The following is a 14,965-nucleotide window of genomic DNA, read 5'->3' as shown; positions in this document are numbered from 1 at the left end:
CAAACACTTTACTATTCAACCCAAAAACTCCTCAACCTCAATAACATCACCACTTCTCATACTTCCAATTTCAATAGCTCCTACTCTAACCCGAACTAAGCGTAACGTTGGATACCCAACTGCGGAAGTCATTTTTCGAACTTGACGAAACTTCCCCTCATTTAAAACAATCGAAACCCATGATGTTGGACCATGCCTATCATCCCTTATTTTTTGTTGGCGAACGGGTAAATCTGGAACAGCTCCTAATTTAAATACCTTACATGGTTTTGTTATGTACTTTTTACCTTCAAAACCAATTTCAACACCAGCTTTTAGGGTCTCTATTGCTTTCAGGGAAATATCACCATCCACTTGCGCATAATATTCTTTTTCAACTTTTTGACTATTTATATAATTACTCATCATACCATCGGTAGTGAGCAATAACAGCCCTTCTGATTTTTCGTCTAATCGCCCTATCGCCATGATACTCTGAGGGAAATCATAAAGTGTTCCTAAAAAAAATTTAGATTTTTGCTGTTTGGAATTACTATAAAACTGACTTAAATACCCATAAGGTTTGTAGATTATAAAATGCCTATGCTCTGTTTTAAATACTTCCATTCAAAATACGATATACCAATGCCTTGGTCGGTTTTTGTCCGTTCATTTTAGATCGAAGCATATCAAAAGTCATTTTAAAATCGCAACCTGTTTTGTAAGCACTACATCCATAAGCCGCTTTTCCTTTTATAACTGTTCCTTTTTTACATTTAGGGCAAACTAACGTGTCTAGTGTCGCTTTACTGCCTGCAGACGAGGCAGTCGCAGATGTGTTTTTAGGCTCTAATTTGAGCTTAAAACCTTCGTCAAAACGCAAAAACCCTTCAACTGTTCCCTTTTCAGTCTTAAAGCCCTTTAAATTAACGGTTGATCCTTTTTTAAGCAATCTAACAAACTGCTTTTCTGATATTTTTTTACCACTAAATTTAAACGGTAACACAAAATCGCAGCCGGATTTAAATACACTACAGCCAAAAGCACTTTTTCCTTTTATAAGGTGACCTTTTTTACATTTTGGACAAACCTCAACAGTAAGTCCAGCTTGTTTTATTGTTGCTTTTGCTTCTCTATTTTTAATGACAGTGTCCTGCGATATGTTAGCTCGTTTGGTTTCACTTCGTACTTCGTACACCAAAGCATCTACCATACGTTTCATGTTTTTTATAAATGCTCCCGCACTGAATTCACCTTTTTCAATATCTTTTAACTGCTTTTCCCAAGATCCCGTGAGTTCTGCAGATTTTAGCAAATTATTTTGAATAGTATCAATTAATTGCACACCTGTTACCGTTGGCAAGACTTGTTTTTTATTACGTTTTATATACTTTCGTTTAAAAAGGGTTTCTATAATATTGGCTCGTGTAGATGGTCGTCCAATACCATTTTCCTTCATTAGATCGCGTAATTCTTCATCATCAACTTGCTTTCCTGCGGTTTCCATTGCTCGCAACAACGATGCTTCAGTAAACTGATTTTGCGGTTTGGTTTCCTTTTCTAAAAACGAAGGTACGTGCGGGCCTTTTTCACCTTTTTCAAACGTCAGCAAAATCCCTGATTCTTTTTCTTTGGCATTGGGGTTTTCAAATACAATACGCCAGCCCTTTTCTAATATTTCTTTACCTGTAGTTTTAAAAACCACTTTAGCCGCACTTCCTAAAACCGTGGTGTTTGATACTGCACAATCATCATAAAATACAGCTATAAAACGTTTTACAATAATATCGTAAACGCGTTGCTGATTGTATTGCAAATTTATTTGAATACCCGTTGGAATAATAGCATGGTGATCGGTGACTTTCTTATCGTTAAAAACCCTGCTCGATTTTTTTATTTTCTTTCCTAAAAGCGGCTGCGTTAATTTTGAGTAATTTGTTAGTTTTTGGAGTATTCCAGAAACTTTAGGATACACATCATTAGGTAAAAATGTGGTATCTACTCTCGGGTAGGTCACTACTTTTTGTTCGTATAATTTTTGAACAATCTTTAAGGTTTCATCTGCCGAAAACCCAAACTTGGTATTACAATAGACTTGCAAGCCTGTTAAATCAAATAACTTTGGCGCATATTCCTTGCCTTTCTTTTTGGTAATGGATTCTATTTCAAAATCACTTTCCTTTACTTTATTTGCTAAAGCTTCTCCATCTTCTTTTTTAAGAAAACGACCGTCTTCATAACTAAAAAGCGTATCTCGATATAATGTTTGGAGTTCCCAATACGGTTGTGGCTTAAAATTTTCTATGCTTTTAAAACGATTTACAACCATAGCTAAAGTTGGCGTTTGCACACGACCAACAGATAACACTTGCTTGTAACCACCATGCTTTACGGTGTATAATCTGGTCGCGTTCATACCTAACAACCAATCGCCAATAGCTCTTGAAAAGCCAGCATAGTATAAATTATCGTAATCTTTTGACGGTTTTAAATTTTGAAAACCTTCTTTAATAGCTTCGGTCGTTAATGAGGATATCCATAAACGTTGTACTTTACCCTTATAATTAGCCTCGTTCATCACCCAACGCTGAATAAGCTCCCCTTCTTGCCCAGCATCCCCGCAGTTTATAACCACATCGGCTTTATCAAATAAGCTTTTCACAATATTAAATTGTTTTTGAATGCCCGAATTTGCCACCACTTTAGTTTCAAACTTTTCTGGAAGCATAGGTAAATTATTTAAATCCCAACTTTTCCAATAGGGTTTATAATCATTAGGTTCTTTTAGCGTGCACAAATGTCCAAATGTGTAGGTTACCGCATAACCATTACCTTCATAATAGCCATCACGTTTTGTATTAGCTCCTAATACTGTAGCAATTTCGCGGGCAACACTTGGTTTCTCAGCTATGCAGACTTTCACTTATATGCGTTTAGATTTTAAAACGCAAAATAGGAATTTTGTTGTGGTTTTTAATTAGGAATTGCTAGGAGTTATTAACGGATTATAAAGAGAAAATAAGTGTGATTTTTTTAACCATTTACAAAAAAGTGGCTAATTCCACTTAACATACTTTGTACAGCATATGAAGCTAAAATCAATCCCATAATTTTACTTATAGCTGTAATTCCTTAGTTTCCGATTTTTTTCTTGTGAATTAAGTCAAACTCTTTTATTGCTTCAAGGTACACAGGAATAAAACCAATCGGGTCGACAACAGTAAAAATAAAAAATATGATCGTTAAATGTTCAGACATATGTTTCTTTGAGACTTTTAGTCAACGTTTGAATCATTTAACCCATCAATTAGTTCGTCAATTTGAATTATAATTTGCTTTCTTTTTTGTTTCGCTTTTTCAATTATTTCTTCGGTACTTTTTGGGTTCGATATTTGATTATTATAATAGTCCACAAGGGTTCGCATTGCATTCATTTTTGCGCTTAAATGCATTTGCTCAACTTGTTGAATCAAAACCTGCTGTGCCTTTTGCTGTAGTTTTGACCCTTTAGCCAGCTCCTTTCTATTTAAAACAATTTCTTCTCTGTTCTGTTTAATTTCATCCCTTTGAAGTACAATTGTATAAATAAGAACTGCAAATGCAAGTGCCGAAAACAAGGCGTTTACGGCACCAAATAAATCCCCAAAGGTTCCTCTATCCGACCAATTCGATAGAAAAACCATAATCAATACTGCTGATAGAGCCCAAATGAGAACAACCAAGAATATCAATTTTGGTAATAGGTCTTTTTTTGATGTACTTTCCATTTATCTTTTGTTTTTTTGTATCTGTTGTTTATAACATACAATATGATGGCATTTAAAGGACACATCTAAGGAAGCTATAATTTGCCCCATCACTACATACAATAATATATCTCGTATACTCGAATAAATATACAATTAATTTGGTGAGGAACTTAACAATGGTCTTAGTATATAATTACCACTCACGTTTTTTATTAAGCTCTTCCAAGGCTTCCAATTCTTTTTGTGGAATAACTTTTAAGAACGATGGATGTTGTTCGATAGCATACTCGATTCTTTTTACAATCTCTTCTGTAGTTTCGTTATCGTAGTCAATCTCTAAAGGCGCTTTTATTTCAAAGGATTGAAGAATATTTTTCTTTTTTATACGCAGTCCTTTTTTATCAAACGACCTACGAAAACCATCAATAACTATTGGCACTACAATGGGTTTATAACGTTTTATAATATGTGCTGTTCCTTTTCTAATAGGCTTAAATGGTGTGGTGGTTCCTTGTGGGAATGTAATGACCCAGCCATCATCCAAAGCCTTTCCTATACTGGATATATCGCTCATTTTAACCTGTCTGTTTACATCTTTCCCTTCAGACCTCCATGTACGCTCTATACTAATTGAGCCCATATAGGCCAGTATTTTTGGCAATAACCCTGCTTTCATGGTTTCTTTAGCGGCAACGTAATAAATATTTAACTTAGGATTCCATAAGTAGCCTATATTTTTTATAGAATCTGTACGACCGCTTAAACTGGCATTAAATACATGAAACATAGAAACCACATCGGCAAAATAGGTTTGGTGATTCGATATAAAAAGCACATGGGTATCTGGTAAATCTTTAATAATTTCAGAACCTTCTATTTGTAATTCATTAAACCCTCTAAAACGCCTATGTGTTAGGGCTCCAAAGACCCTAATAAGCCATTTTTTTACAATTAGTATATGTCCGAATGGATTTCTTTTAAACAATCCCATAAATCACGCGTCAAATTGGTTAGTTGCTACAAATGTAATAAATCTATAAATTACACAAGTTGTTTTATCAAGTCTTTAATTTCACTTAGCATCATAGCTGTTGCCCCCCAAACGACATGGTCATTTAATTTAAACGCAGGCACCTCAACCTCAGAACTATATGATGTTTTTACCTTTTTAACAACTAGAGATTTGTCGTCTAAAAAATGATGCAAATTTACTTCTATAATGGCTTCAACCTCATCATCTTGCTTAACAAACTTTGGTGTACTTTTTACAATTCCAACAAATGGTTGCACATAAAAATTACTTGGTGGTATGTACACTTGCGATATTTTTCTAACAACCTCAATAGTCTTTATAGGCACGCCAACTTCCTCAAAAGTTTCTCTTAATGCCGCTACTTCTAGCGAAATATCTTGGGCTTCTAATTTGCCCCCAGGAAAAGCCACTTGTGCAGAATGTACACCTTTATAGGTTTTTCTAAGAATCAATACAAACTTGGTTTGCTGGTTACTATCAGGGTAAAACAATGCCAAAACACCAGCATGCTTAGCTTTTTTTATGGCTTTTTGTTGCTGGTTTAAAAGTTTTTGACGAAACGGTGGCACCATTTTAAAGTGAGATGTCTCGGCTGGAAGCGGTATATTTTTTATTTTTGATAGCGATTTTAAAAATTCATCAAAATTCATTGATATGCGTATTGTATTGCTTTTGTGTTTCTTTCTCTTGTTTTTGAATTGTGAAGATAAACAATCTAAGAAGAAAACCATACCTAATTTTGAAGTACAAAAATCAACTAAAAAAGAAGCTTCTAAAGTAACCTATGAAGAGCCTAAACGCGAATTCCCAAAGCTAAATTCTAAAAGTGCTATGGAATTCTTTTTGGAATATGACAAACACCACAAAGAGAATAAAGTACGTATTACTACAGACTTTGGAGCGATTGATATTTTACTATATAATGAAACTAGATTCCATCGTTCTAATTTTATTTTTTTAACCAAACAGAAGTATTTTAATGATACACAGTTTTATCGAGTCATTGATAATTTTATAGTCCAAGCTGGTAATAGCGATGATAAAAAAACGGCTAGAAAACGGGCGTACATAGGTAAATATTTATTGCCTGCGGATACTAAACGTGGATTTAAGCATGATAGAGGCGTAATTTCCATGCCCAGTAGCGATATTGATAATCCTCACAAATTAGCATCTCCTTTTGAGTTTTTTATTGTCTGCCAAAAGGGTGGCGCTCATTTTTTAGATGGCGATTACACCATTTTTGGCCGTGTAATTCGAGGTATGGATGTCGTTGATAAAATTGCAGCCGTTGAAACCGAGGAAGGTGATTGGCCATTAGTCAATATTTTCATAAAGAATGTTGAGATTATTGAATAATAGAGGTTAGAAATTTGCAATTTTAAAATTCAGTTATATAGGGTTTAATATTTTCTCTTGCAAAGGTCCAAATTTAAAGAGAAACATAACTAAACTCTGAGATTGTGACTAAAAACTATCTCTTCTTTTCCGAATAAATCGTTGGTAAAGCTATTTTATATTTTACTGCTAACAACCGTATTGCGATAACAACTATTCCTGCTATTATAAAAACAACATTGTTTTGTATTGGAAATTCTCTTAAAAGAAAATAAGTGATTCCACCTAGTATACATGCTGTAGCATAAATTTCTTTTCTAAAAATAACGGGGATTTCATTACATAAAATATCTCGAATAACGCCTCCAAAACTAGCTGTCATAGTCCCTAATGCTATACAAATAATTGGGTGTAATTCTGCATGAAGTCCTTTTTCGATACCTACCAAAGTATATAATCCAATACCAATGGTATCGAACAAAAACAATGAGGTTCTTAAATAATTAATCTTACTTCTAAAAATAATAGCAAATACGGCAGTGGCTAAAATTATATATGTATAGGTAATGTCTTTCATCCAACTTACTGGGGTGTCGCCAATAAGTAAATCGCGTAAGGTACCACCTCCTACTGCTGTAACAAAAGCAATGATTAATATTCCAAATAAATCCATTTTTTTGTGAATGGCAACTAGTACGCCTGAAATAGCAAAAGCTATAGTTCCTAAAATATCTATGATGTAGAACATGGTTTCTTTATTCTTTTAAAATAGTGTTGTTAGCTGCTTTTATGCAACAAAAAATACGACCGACTAAAGTCCAACGTTTATACTGAACTAAATTCAACATAAAGGTAATACCAATATTTAAAATTAAATCCTTTTCATAAGCTCATTATTTTCACAAATATGCTAACTTAAAACCACATATGACACACCAAAACCTTATTTTTGGTTACACCAACTTTTAAAACCTTAGATGATTCTTACTTTAAAAAAAACTTAATTAACGGGATAAATTAACCTTTTATTTTCATATTACTTATTATAACATGAAATCCATCTGGGTCTTTAATTGTAATACCGTTATCATTCCAAAAGGGATTTTTTGCTTTTAGTTTTTCAATTTTTTTCTCGTGGATTCTCTCAACAATTTCATCATATTCACGATGCTCGGTTGGATAAAACACCAATACATCGTCATCATCAAAACTATGTTCAGCTTTACCAACTGAGGCTGTAAACTCTAAATGCCATTGGTGATCTGGTTTACCTAAAAATACGCCACTGTAGTCATTATGATTCTCAAAGGAGAACAAAACCTCCAATCCAAGAATATTTGAATAAAATTCAATTATAGGTTTTAAATCATTTGTATGTCTTGCGTTTCTAAATTCCATTTTTATTGTTTTTTACGATTTATTATAAAACAGTTATTTAAAATTGCTCTTGAAAAAAAAAGAGCACTAATCCATTCGGTTCCAGAATAGAAAAACTTCTATGTCCCCATGATTGGTCTACTATCTCCTGTTTGAATGGGATTGCCATTAATTTATAGGTTTTATATAATGCATCAATATTCCATACTTGAATGCACATAAAAACACCCTGTGGTATTCGGTAGTCTAAACCTGGGTTTTTATATGCTTCATCGTTTCGACGGTGCAGTATTTCAATCAAGCCCTCGCCTGCTTTAAAAAGCGCACCTTTATCATGATCATTTCTATCCCAAGAGTGCCCTAAATCAAATTCTAATGTGTTCTTATAGAAATTGTATGTTTCTTTATATTTATCAGTAAAATATGTAAATCGAAATTTTCCTTTAGTGTTTACCATACTATTTTTTTAACCAACTATATATCGTCGTTTAACCAAGCTTTTATCATCCAAACTATTTTTTGGTTCCTAAAACCATACTGTTTTTTATCTCTTTTTGTAAGTTAACAACAAATTTAATTTATAATAAACCTGTTTTTATATAGATTTTATTGATAGTTTTTATATTTTTATAGTCTAAATTGATAAAGATGACAATAACCCAATTATATTATGTTTTGGCTGTTGCCGAAAACCAAAATTTCACAAAAGCTGCAGAAAAATGTTTTGTTACACAACCGACATTAAGCATGCAAATACAAAAGCTTGAAGATCAATTGGATGTATTGATTTTTGACCGAAGTAAAAAACCTATTGAGCTCACTGATGTTGGCAGAAAAATTGTAACTCAAGCCAGAAACATTGTTAATGAATCCTATAGAATTCAAGATATTGTAGATCAGCAAAAAGGTTTTATTGGTGGCGAATTTAAATTAGGCATCATACCTACGGTTATGCCAACGTTGTTGCCTATGTTTTTGAAAAGCTTTATTAAAAAACATCCAAAAATTAAATTAAAAATTGAGGAGTTAACAACTGAAGAAATTATTACTAGAATTAAAGATGGCCATTTAGATGCTGCTATTGCTGCTACACCTTTAGAAGATGACAGTATTAAAGAGCGTGTTCTTTATTTCGAACCTTTTGTAAGCTATATACCCAAGGGACATCGTTTACATACCAATACTAAAATTGATGTTTCTGATTTAGATATTAATGATATGTTATTGCTTGAGGATGGCCATTGTTTTCGTGATGGTGTCATTAATTTATGTAAAGTGTTTAAAAGTCATACAGATGATCAATTTCAACTTGAAAGCGGTAGTATTGAAACACTTATTAAACTCTCCAATGAAGGTTTGGGAATGACACTTCTACCCTATTTGCATACTTTAGATATTAATAACAGAGAAAAAGAAAACTTGCATTATTTTAATGAACCATCTCCTGCAAGAGAGGTTAGTATCATTTATCATAAAAGCGAATTAAAAATGCAGATTATAGAAGCTTTACAGGATGTTATTTCTGGCATTATAAGAGGTGCAATTGCTTTTCAGAATGTAAAAATTATCAGTCCGCTACCAAAATAATACCCAATAAAGAATATCTTGAAACCTAGATAAATTTGATTCTATTAAAAAAGCGACCTTATGGTCGCTTTTTTTATGGTTTTAAATAAATTAAACATTGATTTAAATCAGGGTTTTGCTGTACTAAAGATTGAATAAAAATTTTAAGCTCTTCAATCTCATAAGGTAATAAACGGGCTAATGCCTTTTGTACTTCTTTGCAAAACAACGTGGTATCAAAACTAACTTTGTTAAGTATAGTTTTTGTGTACTCTAGCATTGCTCTTGCCATAGTTTTGTTAAGGATTTTAGGTTTGTGAAATTAATGTAGATTTGATTAATAGGCTGTTAATATATACAAATGAACTCTAAAAATAATGAAAAATTATATATTTTCTATATTTTTAGGCGAAATTAACATTTAAAATCGATTATCGCCATCCAATAAATCACCTAAACCACCAAGGATACTACCCTCTCCTTTATCTTTACCACCACCTCTTGGGGCACTTGCTAAAACACGGCCTGCCAACCTACTAAATGGCAATGATTGTATATATACGGTTCCTGGTCCTTGAAGTTTTGCAAAAAACAAGCCTTCGCCTCCAAATACGGTATTTTTTATACCACCTATAAACTCTATGTCATAATCCACCGTTTGATCAAACCCGACAATACATCCTGTATCTACCCTTAAAGTTTCGCCTGCTAATAATTCCTTTTTAGCCATTGTTCCTCCGGCATGGACAAAGGCCATACCATCGCCTTCTAATTTTTGCATAATAAAGCCCTCGCCTCCAAAAAGCCCGCGCCCAAGTTTTTTAGAAAACTCGATACCAACACTTACACCTTTTGCCGCACAAAGAAAAGCATCTTTTTGGCATATAAATTTACCGCCAAATGCAGTCAAATCTATTGGTATGATTTTACCAGGATATGGTGATGCAAAAGAGACCTTACGTTTTCCTACTAAGTCGTTATAGAAAGCAGTCATAAATAAGCTCTCACCAGTAAGAATTCGTTTCCCTGCACCTAATATCTTTCCTAAAAAGCCTGTGTCTTTTTGTGAACCATCTCCAAAAATGGTTTCCATTTTAATACCATCATCCATCATCATAAAGCTTCCCGCTTCGGCTACAACGCCTTCTTGTGGATCTAATTCAATTTCTACGTATTGCATTTCTTCGCCGTAGATTCTATAGTCAATTTCGTGAGCTGTCATTTTTTACTATTTTTTGTTGATTCGTTTATATGTTGATTTGTTTATGGTTTTGTTACAAACAATTCTAAAATTCCAAAAAGTAAATTCCAAACTGATAACTGTCTACTGCTTACTGTTTACCACCTAATGCCTACTATCTACTATTTTACCTTAACACTCCATTCAAAATTAAAAGTAGAAACGACATCTCCATCTTGATTTACACCAACAGATTGCATCCATATGGTTTGACCTTCTCCGGTTTCAATAGCTCTTTTTAATACGGCATCAATGGTTTTTCCATCTTTACATGTAAACTTAATTTTCCCTGTTGCCTTTTTTGTAAATGTTGCATTATTAGAGGTTACCAACATGGATATGCGTTTACCAGATTCTTGGATTTTTCCAATCATTAAAGCCCCTGTTGAAAACTCTGCAGCCATACCTTGTACCGCCCAAAACATAGATTTAAACGGATTTTGGTTTATCCATTTATAAGTTACGCCTACTACCGACTTATCATTATCAATATATTTAGTCCTTACACCACATAAGTAAGCTGCAGGCAACTTGAACATTGTGTAAGCATTTAGTTTTCTTGGTGTTAACGTCATTATCAAAAATTATTTTTTCACTAAGTTATGAAATAATTTCACACTTAAAAATGTTAAAATTTTGTTAATTTTTAGTACTATGCGTAACAAAGTACCTGTTTTTAGACATATATTTGCATAAGAAACTATTATATGTTTTAAAATCATGTTAGACAATCATAAAAAAAACATCGCCACTTTTATCCATTTATCTACCTTTAGTAGATTCTTTATTCCGTTTGGAAACTTTATTGGTCCCATTGTATTATGGAGTATTAATAAAGACAAATCGGAATTTATAGATACGCACGGCAAGCAAGCCATTAATTTTCAAATTAGCATTTTTTTGTATGCTATTATATTAGGAACACTAACTATTCCGTTTTTTATTTTTAAAATATTCAACGGTATTGACTTTATAGATTTTCATGGGTTTCATGATTTTCATTTAAATATTGGCAAACCATCCCCTTTACTTTATATAGGAGGTGCTTTAGGGGCTTTAGCAGTTATCGGTTTTATTATTGAACTGGCTTTAATTGTTATTGCTAGTTTAAAAGCTCGTGATGGACAAGTATACAACTATCCATTTACAATTAATTTTTTAAAATAATTTCATCCATCTAATCATCCATCTAATCAATCAAAAAATGAACAGTTTTATAATATTAAAATGCTTTAGAATATGAAGATAGAAAACACAAAAGCGCAAATGCGTAAAGGCGTATTAGAATTCTGCATACTCTCAGTCTTAAAAGACGATGATGCCTATGTTGCAGAAATTCTAGACACCTTGAAAGATGCCAAGTTGCTGGTAGTAGAGGGTACAATTTACCCGCTATTAACACGACTTAAAAACGCAGGACTTTTAAATTACAGATGGGAAGAATCAACCTCTGGACCTCCGAGAAAATATTACGGTTTAACCGAAACGGGTAAACTCTTTTTAAAGGAATTAGACACCACTTGGAGCGAATTACACAATGCAGTAACTATAGTAACAAGCCAAAAAACAACAAAAAAATGAATAAAACAGTCAACATAAATTTAGCAGGTATATTTTTTCATATAGATGAAGATGCGTACTTAAAATTACAGCGCTATCTTGAGGCTATAAAACGTTCATTTACAGATTCTCAAGGACGTTCTGAAATCATATCAGATATTGAAGCTCGTATTGCCGAACTTTTTAATGAACGTGTGCAAAACGATAAGCAAGTCATTAGAATTAAAGAGGTAGACGACGTTATATCTATTATGGGACAACCAGAAGACTACTTAGTCGATGATGAAATTTTTGAAGATGAACCACAAGCATCTTATAGCAAAAAATCATCTTCTTCTTCTAGAAAATTCTTTAGAGATACGGACAACTCCTATATAAGTGGTGTATCTTCTGGATTAGGTCATTATTTTGGTATTGATGCAATTTGGATTCGCTTAGCTTGGATTCTTTTAATTTTTGGAGCAGGTACAGGTATTCTACTTTACATTTTATTATGGATTTTAGTTCCAGAAGCTAAAACTACTGCTGAAAAAATAATGATGACGGGTGAACCAGTTAACATTAGTAACATCGAAAAAAAAATCAAAGACGGATTAGACAGCGTAACGGAAACAGTAAGTGATGTTGCTAAAAATGTTTCTGATTCTGTTTCAAATGTTGCTAAAAATGTAGATATAAAAAAGCAAACCCATTCGATAAAATCATCTTCAAAAACATTTTTTGATACGATTGGAAATATTATTATGTTTTTCTTTAAAGTGTTTGCCAAATTTATTGGTGTATTGCTTATTATTATTGGTGCCTCTGCTTTAATAGGGCTAATTATTGGTCTATTTTCTTTGGGTGTAGCTAATTTTGTCCACATTCCAGGATTAGATTTAGTGGATATTGTTAATGCTGGAAACACACCGATTTGGTTAGTGTCCTTATTAACATTTTTCACCATTGGCATTCCATTCTTTTTCCTATTCTACTTGGGTTTAAAGATTCTAATTAACAACTTAAAATCAATTGGTAATATTGCTAAATTCACCTTATTGGGATTATGGTTAATGTCAATCATAGCCTTAATAGTTGTTGGTATTAGACAAGCTAGTGAGCATGCCTTTGACGAAACGTATATTGAAAAAACAGAATTACCTATTACAGCTACAGATACATTAAACATTAAAATGGTTAGTAATGATAATTATAATTCCAATGTGCACCGACGCCATCATGGTTTTAAATTGGCCAATGATGCAAATGGCAATAAAACCATCTACTCATCCGATATTGATATTATCGTTAAATCTACAACAGATTCTATAGCTAAAATTGCTATTGAAAGAAGTGCTGACGGAAGAGATTATGATAAAGCCATTGAACGTGCAAAAAGCATAAACTATAATTTTGAACTTAAAAACCGTACCTTATTATTAGATTCTTATTTAACTACAAATCCTGAAAATAAGTTTAGCGATCAAGAGGTTGATGTAATTTTATATCTACCAGAAAACACCATTGTTTATTTTAATAATAGTACAAAAGACTATTTACACTATGGAAGATATAATGGAAATGTTGTTTCAAGGGATGACACCAACCATTATTTAAAAATTCTTGATGACAATGCTGAATGTTTAGACTGCCCTATTGAAGAAGAGGATGATGACTTTAAAGTTAAAGTTAACACATCTGAACTAAAAATCGATGATACTGGTTTGGAAATTAATGCCGACGAAACCCATTTAAAAATAGATAGGGATGGTCTTAAAGCCGAGTCGGATGATGTAAAAGTCAACATAAATTCTGAAGGTATAAAAATAGAATCGGAGTAATATCAATTAGTAAATGGTATAAAAACAGCTCATCATTATAAAATGACAATTCAGATATTTAAGTTGCTAATCAACAACATTTTAAAAGATATTTGAACAATAAATTAATCATCAAAAAACGAACAATTATGACAACACTAATTAAATTCATTGTAGCAACCATATTAAGCTTAACGCTTTTTTCTTGCAACTTTGATATGAACCTGAACTCTGGAGTTACAGGAAACGGAGACGTAATAATCCAAGAGCGAACTATTAACAGACCTTTTTCAACCATAAAAGCTACAGAAGGTTTGGATGTCTATATAACACTAAGTGATAGAGAACAAGTAAGCGTTGAAGCCGATGAAAATTTACACGAGCTTATTTTAACTGAAATTGAAGGTGGTGTATTAAAAATCCACACTAAAGAAAATATTGGTAGAGCATCATCAAAAAAAGTTATGGTAAGTTTTAAGGGTATTTCAAGTATTGTATCGACTAGTGGCAGCAATGTACATTCTACAAATACTATTACTGTTGAAAATTTAGAGTTAAAATCAACTAGTGGAAGCAATATGAAGCTAGATGTAAACACAAAAGCCTTACATTGTCAATCAACTAGCGGTAGCCATTTAAGATTATCTGGAAAAACATCTAAATTAATTGCTCAAGCCACTAGCGGAAGTGGTATTATAGCTGCTGATTTAATTGCCGAATCTAGTGAAGTAAAAGCAACGAGTGGGGCAAATATTACGGTAAACACCTCTAAAGATTTAACAGCTAGAGCAACCAGTGGTGGTGATGTGAAATATTATGGAAATCCAGAAAAAGTGGATAAAAGCGATAGTTCTTCTGGAAGCATCAGACAGCAATAAAAACACCAATACAAAACCTTTAACCAAAAAAGAGACTATTTTAAAAAAGCAGTCTCTTTTTTAACTTTTTGCTTACTTCATGTTTTTTAAACCACTCTTTCTTCCCTGCCAAAAAACTACCATGCGTACACATTTTAAAAATTGTTTTTATTTTGTTTACACTCGAGGTAGTGAAAAAAACAAAACTCTATTGGGTCAGAGATAACAAAACGAAATAGCACCTATCTAATAGAGCGTCAAAACCTTTAACTACTATAACTAAAAAAATCATCATAAATTATGTATATACGCGTTAGGGTTAACTAACGACCATAACCTTTCTGAAGATATCGTTCAGAATATTTTTGTTTATTTGTGGAAGAACAGGTTAAAGCTAAAGGATAGTTTTTCTGTGAAGAATTATTTACATAGATCTGTTTATAATGAATTCATTGATTAGTATAGAA

The 14,965-nt window shown here is 32.7% G+C and carries 17 protein-coding genes and 1 pseudogene; 7 read left to right on the top strand and 11 right to left on the bottom strand.

The genetic code is table 11. The features are described from left to right. Positions 1-15: 15 nt before the first annotated feature. The 5 genes from ABD941_RS13400 to ABD941_RS13380 form a co-directional block, all read right to left on the bottom strand. Positions 16-606: a pseudouridine synthase gene (locus tag ABD941_RS13400; RefSeq protein ID WP_345274655.1), complete on the bottom strand. Its 591-nt coding sequence runs from the start codon at positions 604-606 to the stop codon at positions 16-18. Next, positions 593-2,902 carry a type IA DNA topoisomerase gene (locus tag ABD941_RS13395; protein ID WP_345274654.1) on the bottom strand — a complete coding sequence of 770 codons (2,310 nt, stop codon included), beginning with the start codon at positions 2,900-2,902 and terminating at the stop codon, positions 593-595. Before ABD941_RS13395 ends, ABD941_RS13400 begins: the two co-directional genes overlap by 14 nt. A 352-nt stretch (positions 2,903-3,254) precedes the next feature. Next, a complete protein-coding gene (locus tag ABD941_RS13390) occupies positions 3,255-3,746 on the bottom strand; it encodes a hypothetical protein (RefSeq protein WP_345274653.1) in 492 nt (163 codons plus the stop codon). A gap of 175 nt (positions 3,747-3,921) precedes the next feature. Then, entirely contained in the window at positions 3,922-4,719 is a 798-nt protein-coding gene (locus ABD941_RS13385; protein ID WP_345274652.1) for a lysophospholipid acyltransferase family protein, read from the bottom strand. 50 nt (positions 4,720-4,769) lie between these two features. Then, positions 4,770-5,411, bottom strand: a complete 642-nt coding sequence (locus tag ABD941_RS13380; RefSeq protein WP_345274651.1) for an NUDIX hydrolase — start codon at positions 5,409-5,411, stop codon at positions 4,770-4,772. A gap of 4 nt (positions 5,412-5,415) precedes the next feature. Between ABD941_RS13380 and ABD941_RS13375 the strand changes: the two genes are divergently transcribed. Further along, the gene (locus tag ABD941_RS13375; protein WP_345274650.1) at positions 5,416-6,120 is read left to right on the top strand and encodes a peptidylprolyl isomerase; all 705 of its coding nucleotides are present in this window, start codon (positions 5,416-5,418) and stop codon (positions 6,118-6,120) included. A gap of 115 nt (positions 6,121-6,235) precedes the next feature. On the opposite strand, the gene ABD941_RS13370 is transcribed toward ABD941_RS13375, so the two are convergent. The 3 genes from ABD941_RS13370 to ABD941_RS13360 all read right to left on the bottom strand — a co-directional run bounded on the left by ABD941_RS13370 (position 6,236) and on the right by ABD941_RS13360 (position 7,933). Further along, entirely contained in the window at positions 6,236-6,847 is a 612-nt protein-coding gene (locus tag ABD941_RS13370) for a trimeric intracellular cation channel family protein (RefSeq protein ID WP_345274649.1), read from the bottom strand. Positions 6,848-7,116: 269 nt separating this feature from the next. Continuing rightward, positions 7,117-7,497, bottom strand: coding sequence for a VOC family protein (locus tag ABD941_RS13365; protein ID WP_345274648.1), 381 nt, complete (start codon positions 7,495-7,497; stop codon positions 7,117-7,119). A gap of 37 nt (positions 7,498-7,534) precedes the next feature. Continuing rightward, positions 7,535-7,933 carry a VOC family protein gene (locus ABD941_RS13360; RefSeq protein ID WP_345274647.1) on the bottom strand — a complete coding sequence of 133 codons (399 nt, stop codon included), beginning with the start codon at positions 7,931-7,933 and terminating at the stop codon, positions 7,535-7,537. A 191-nt stretch (positions 7,934-8,124) separates the two neighbouring features. Between ABD941_RS13360 and ABD941_RS13355 the strand changes: the two genes are divergently transcribed. Beyond that, positions 8,125-9,063, top strand: a complete 939-nt coding sequence (locus tag ABD941_RS13355; protein ID WP_345274646.1) for a hydrogen peroxide-inducible genes activator — start codon at positions 8,125-8,127, stop codon at positions 9,061-9,063. 73 nt (positions 9,064-9,136) lie between these two features. Here ABD941_RS13355 and ABD941_RS13350 read toward each other — a convergent pair whose 3' ends face one another. From ABD941_RS13350 to ABD941_RS13340, 3 genes are all read right to left on the bottom strand, one after another. Beyond that, a complete protein-coding gene (locus tag ABD941_RS13350; RefSeq protein ID WP_345274645.1) occupies positions 9,137-9,334 on the bottom strand; it encodes a hypothetical protein in 198 nt (65 codons plus the stop codon). 129 nt (positions 9,335-9,463) lie between these two features. Then, entirely contained in the window at positions 9,464-10,264 is an 801-nt protein-coding gene (locus tag ABD941_RS13345; RefSeq protein WP_345274644.1) for a TIGR00266 family protein, read from the bottom strand. Between the two features lie 140 nt (positions 10,265-10,404). Beyond that, positions 10,405-10,857 carry a DUF4442 domain-containing protein gene (locus ABD941_RS13340; RefSeq protein WP_345274643.1) on the bottom strand — a complete coding sequence of 151 codons (453 nt, stop codon included), beginning with the start codon at positions 10,855-10,857 and terminating at the stop codon, positions 10,405-10,407. 145 nt (positions 10,858-11,002) lie between these two features. On the opposite strand from ABD941_RS13340, the gene ABD941_RS13335 reads away from it, so the two are divergent. From ABD941_RS13335 to ABD941_RS13315, 5 genes and pseudogenes are all read left to right on the top strand, one after another. Continuing rightward, entirely contained in the window at positions 11,003-11,449 is a 447-nt protein-coding gene (locus ABD941_RS13335; protein WP_345274642.1) for a DUF4870 domain-containing protein, read from the top strand. A gap of 72 nt (positions 11,450-11,521) precedes the next feature. After that, positions 11,522-11,863, top strand: coding sequence for a PadR family transcriptional regulator (locus ABD941_RS13330; protein ID WP_345274641.1), 342 nt, complete (start codon positions 11,522-11,524; stop codon positions 11,861-11,863). Then, positions 11,860-13,662 carry a PspC domain-containing protein gene (locus tag ABD941_RS13325; RefSeq protein WP_345274640.1) on the top strand — a complete coding sequence of 601 codons (1,803 nt, stop codon included), beginning with the start codon at positions 11,860-11,862 and terminating at the stop codon, positions 13,660-13,662. Before ABD941_RS13330 ends, ABD941_RS13325 begins: the two co-directional genes overlap by 4 nt. Positions 13,663-13,790: 128 nt before the next feature. Next, positions 13,791-14,519, top strand: a complete 729-nt coding sequence (locus ABD941_RS13320) for a head GIN domain-containing protein (RefSeq protein WP_345274639.1) — start codon at positions 13,791-13,793, stop codon at positions 14,517-14,519. 277 nt (positions 14,520-14,796) lie between these two features. Continuing rightward, a pseudogene (locus ABD941_RS13315) lies at positions 14,797-14,958 on the top strand (sigma factor); the annotation flags it as partial. Positions 14,959-14,965 lie beyond the last annotated feature (7 nt).

It is taken from the genome of Flaviramulus aquimarinus, from assembly GCF_039543205.1.
In the GTDB taxonomy this organism is placed as follows: domain Bacteria; phylum Bacteroidota; class Bacteroidia; order Flavobacteriales; family Flavobacteriaceae; genus Flaviramulus_B; species Flaviramulus_B aquimarinus.
The sequence above is the reverse complement of the archived record's forward strand: the minus strand, read 5'-3'. Positions and strand labels throughout refer to the sequence as shown.

Coding starts and splice junctions, on each gene's coding strand:
- ABD941_RS13400 (WP_345274655.1), bottom strand. CDS start 606: ATGGAAGTATTTAAAACAGAGCATAGGCATTTTATAATCTACAAACCT.
- ABD941_RS13390 (WP_345274653.1), bottom strand. CDS start 3,746: ATGGAAAGTACATCAAAAAAAGACCTATTACCAAAATTGATATTCTTG.
- ABD941_RS13385 (WP_345274652.1), bottom strand. CDS start 4,719: ATGGGATTGTTTAAAAGAAATCCATTCGGACATATACTAATTGTAAAA.
- ABD941_RS13380 (WP_345274651.1), bottom strand. CDS start 5,411: ATGAATTTTGATGAATTTTTAAAATCGCTATCAAAAATAAAAAATATA.
- ABD941_RS13375 (WP_345274650.1), top strand. CDS start 5,416: ATGCGTATTGTATTGCTTTTGTGTTTCTTTCTCTTGTTTTTGAATTGT.
- ABD941_RS13370 (WP_345274649.1), bottom strand. CDS start 6,847: ATGTTCTACATCATAGATATTTTAGGAACTATAGCTTTTGCTATTTCA.
- ABD941_RS13365 (WP_345274648.1), bottom strand. CDS start 7,497: ATGGAATTTAGAAACGCAAGACATACAAATGATTTAAAACCTATAATT.
- ABD941_RS13360 (WP_345274647.1), bottom strand. CDS start 7,933: ATGGTAAACACTAAAGGAAAATTTCGATTTACATATTTTACTGATAAA.
- ABD941_RS13355 (WP_345274646.1), top strand. CDS start 8,125: ATGACAATAACCCAATTATATTATGTTTTGGCTGTTGCCGAAAACCAA.
- ABD941_RS13350 (WP_345274645.1), bottom strand. CDS start 9,334: ATGGCAAGAGCAATGCTAGAGTACACAAAAACTATACTTAACAAAGTT.
- ABD941_RS13345 (WP_345274644.1), bottom strand. CDS start 10,264: ATGACAGCTCACGAAATTGACTATAGAATCTACGGCGAAGAAATGCAA.
- ABD941_RS13340 (WP_345274643.1), bottom strand. CDS start 10,857: ATGACGTTAACACCAAGAAAACTAAATGCTTACACAATGTTCAAGTTG.
- ABD941_RS13335 (WP_345274642.1), top strand. CDS start 11,003: ATGTTAGACAATCATAAAAAAAACATCGCCACTTTTATCCATTTATCT.
- ABD941_RS13330 (WP_345274641.1), top strand. CDS start 11,522: ATGAAGATAGAAAACACAAAAGCGCAAATGCGTAAAGGCGTATTAGAA.
- ABD941_RS13325 (WP_345274640.1), top strand. CDS start 11,860: ATGAATAAAACAGTCAACATAAATTTAGCAGGTATATTTTTTCATATA.
- ABD941_RS13320 (WP_345274639.1), top strand. CDS start 13,791: ATGACAACACTAATTAAATTCATTGTAGCAACCATATTAAGCTTAACG.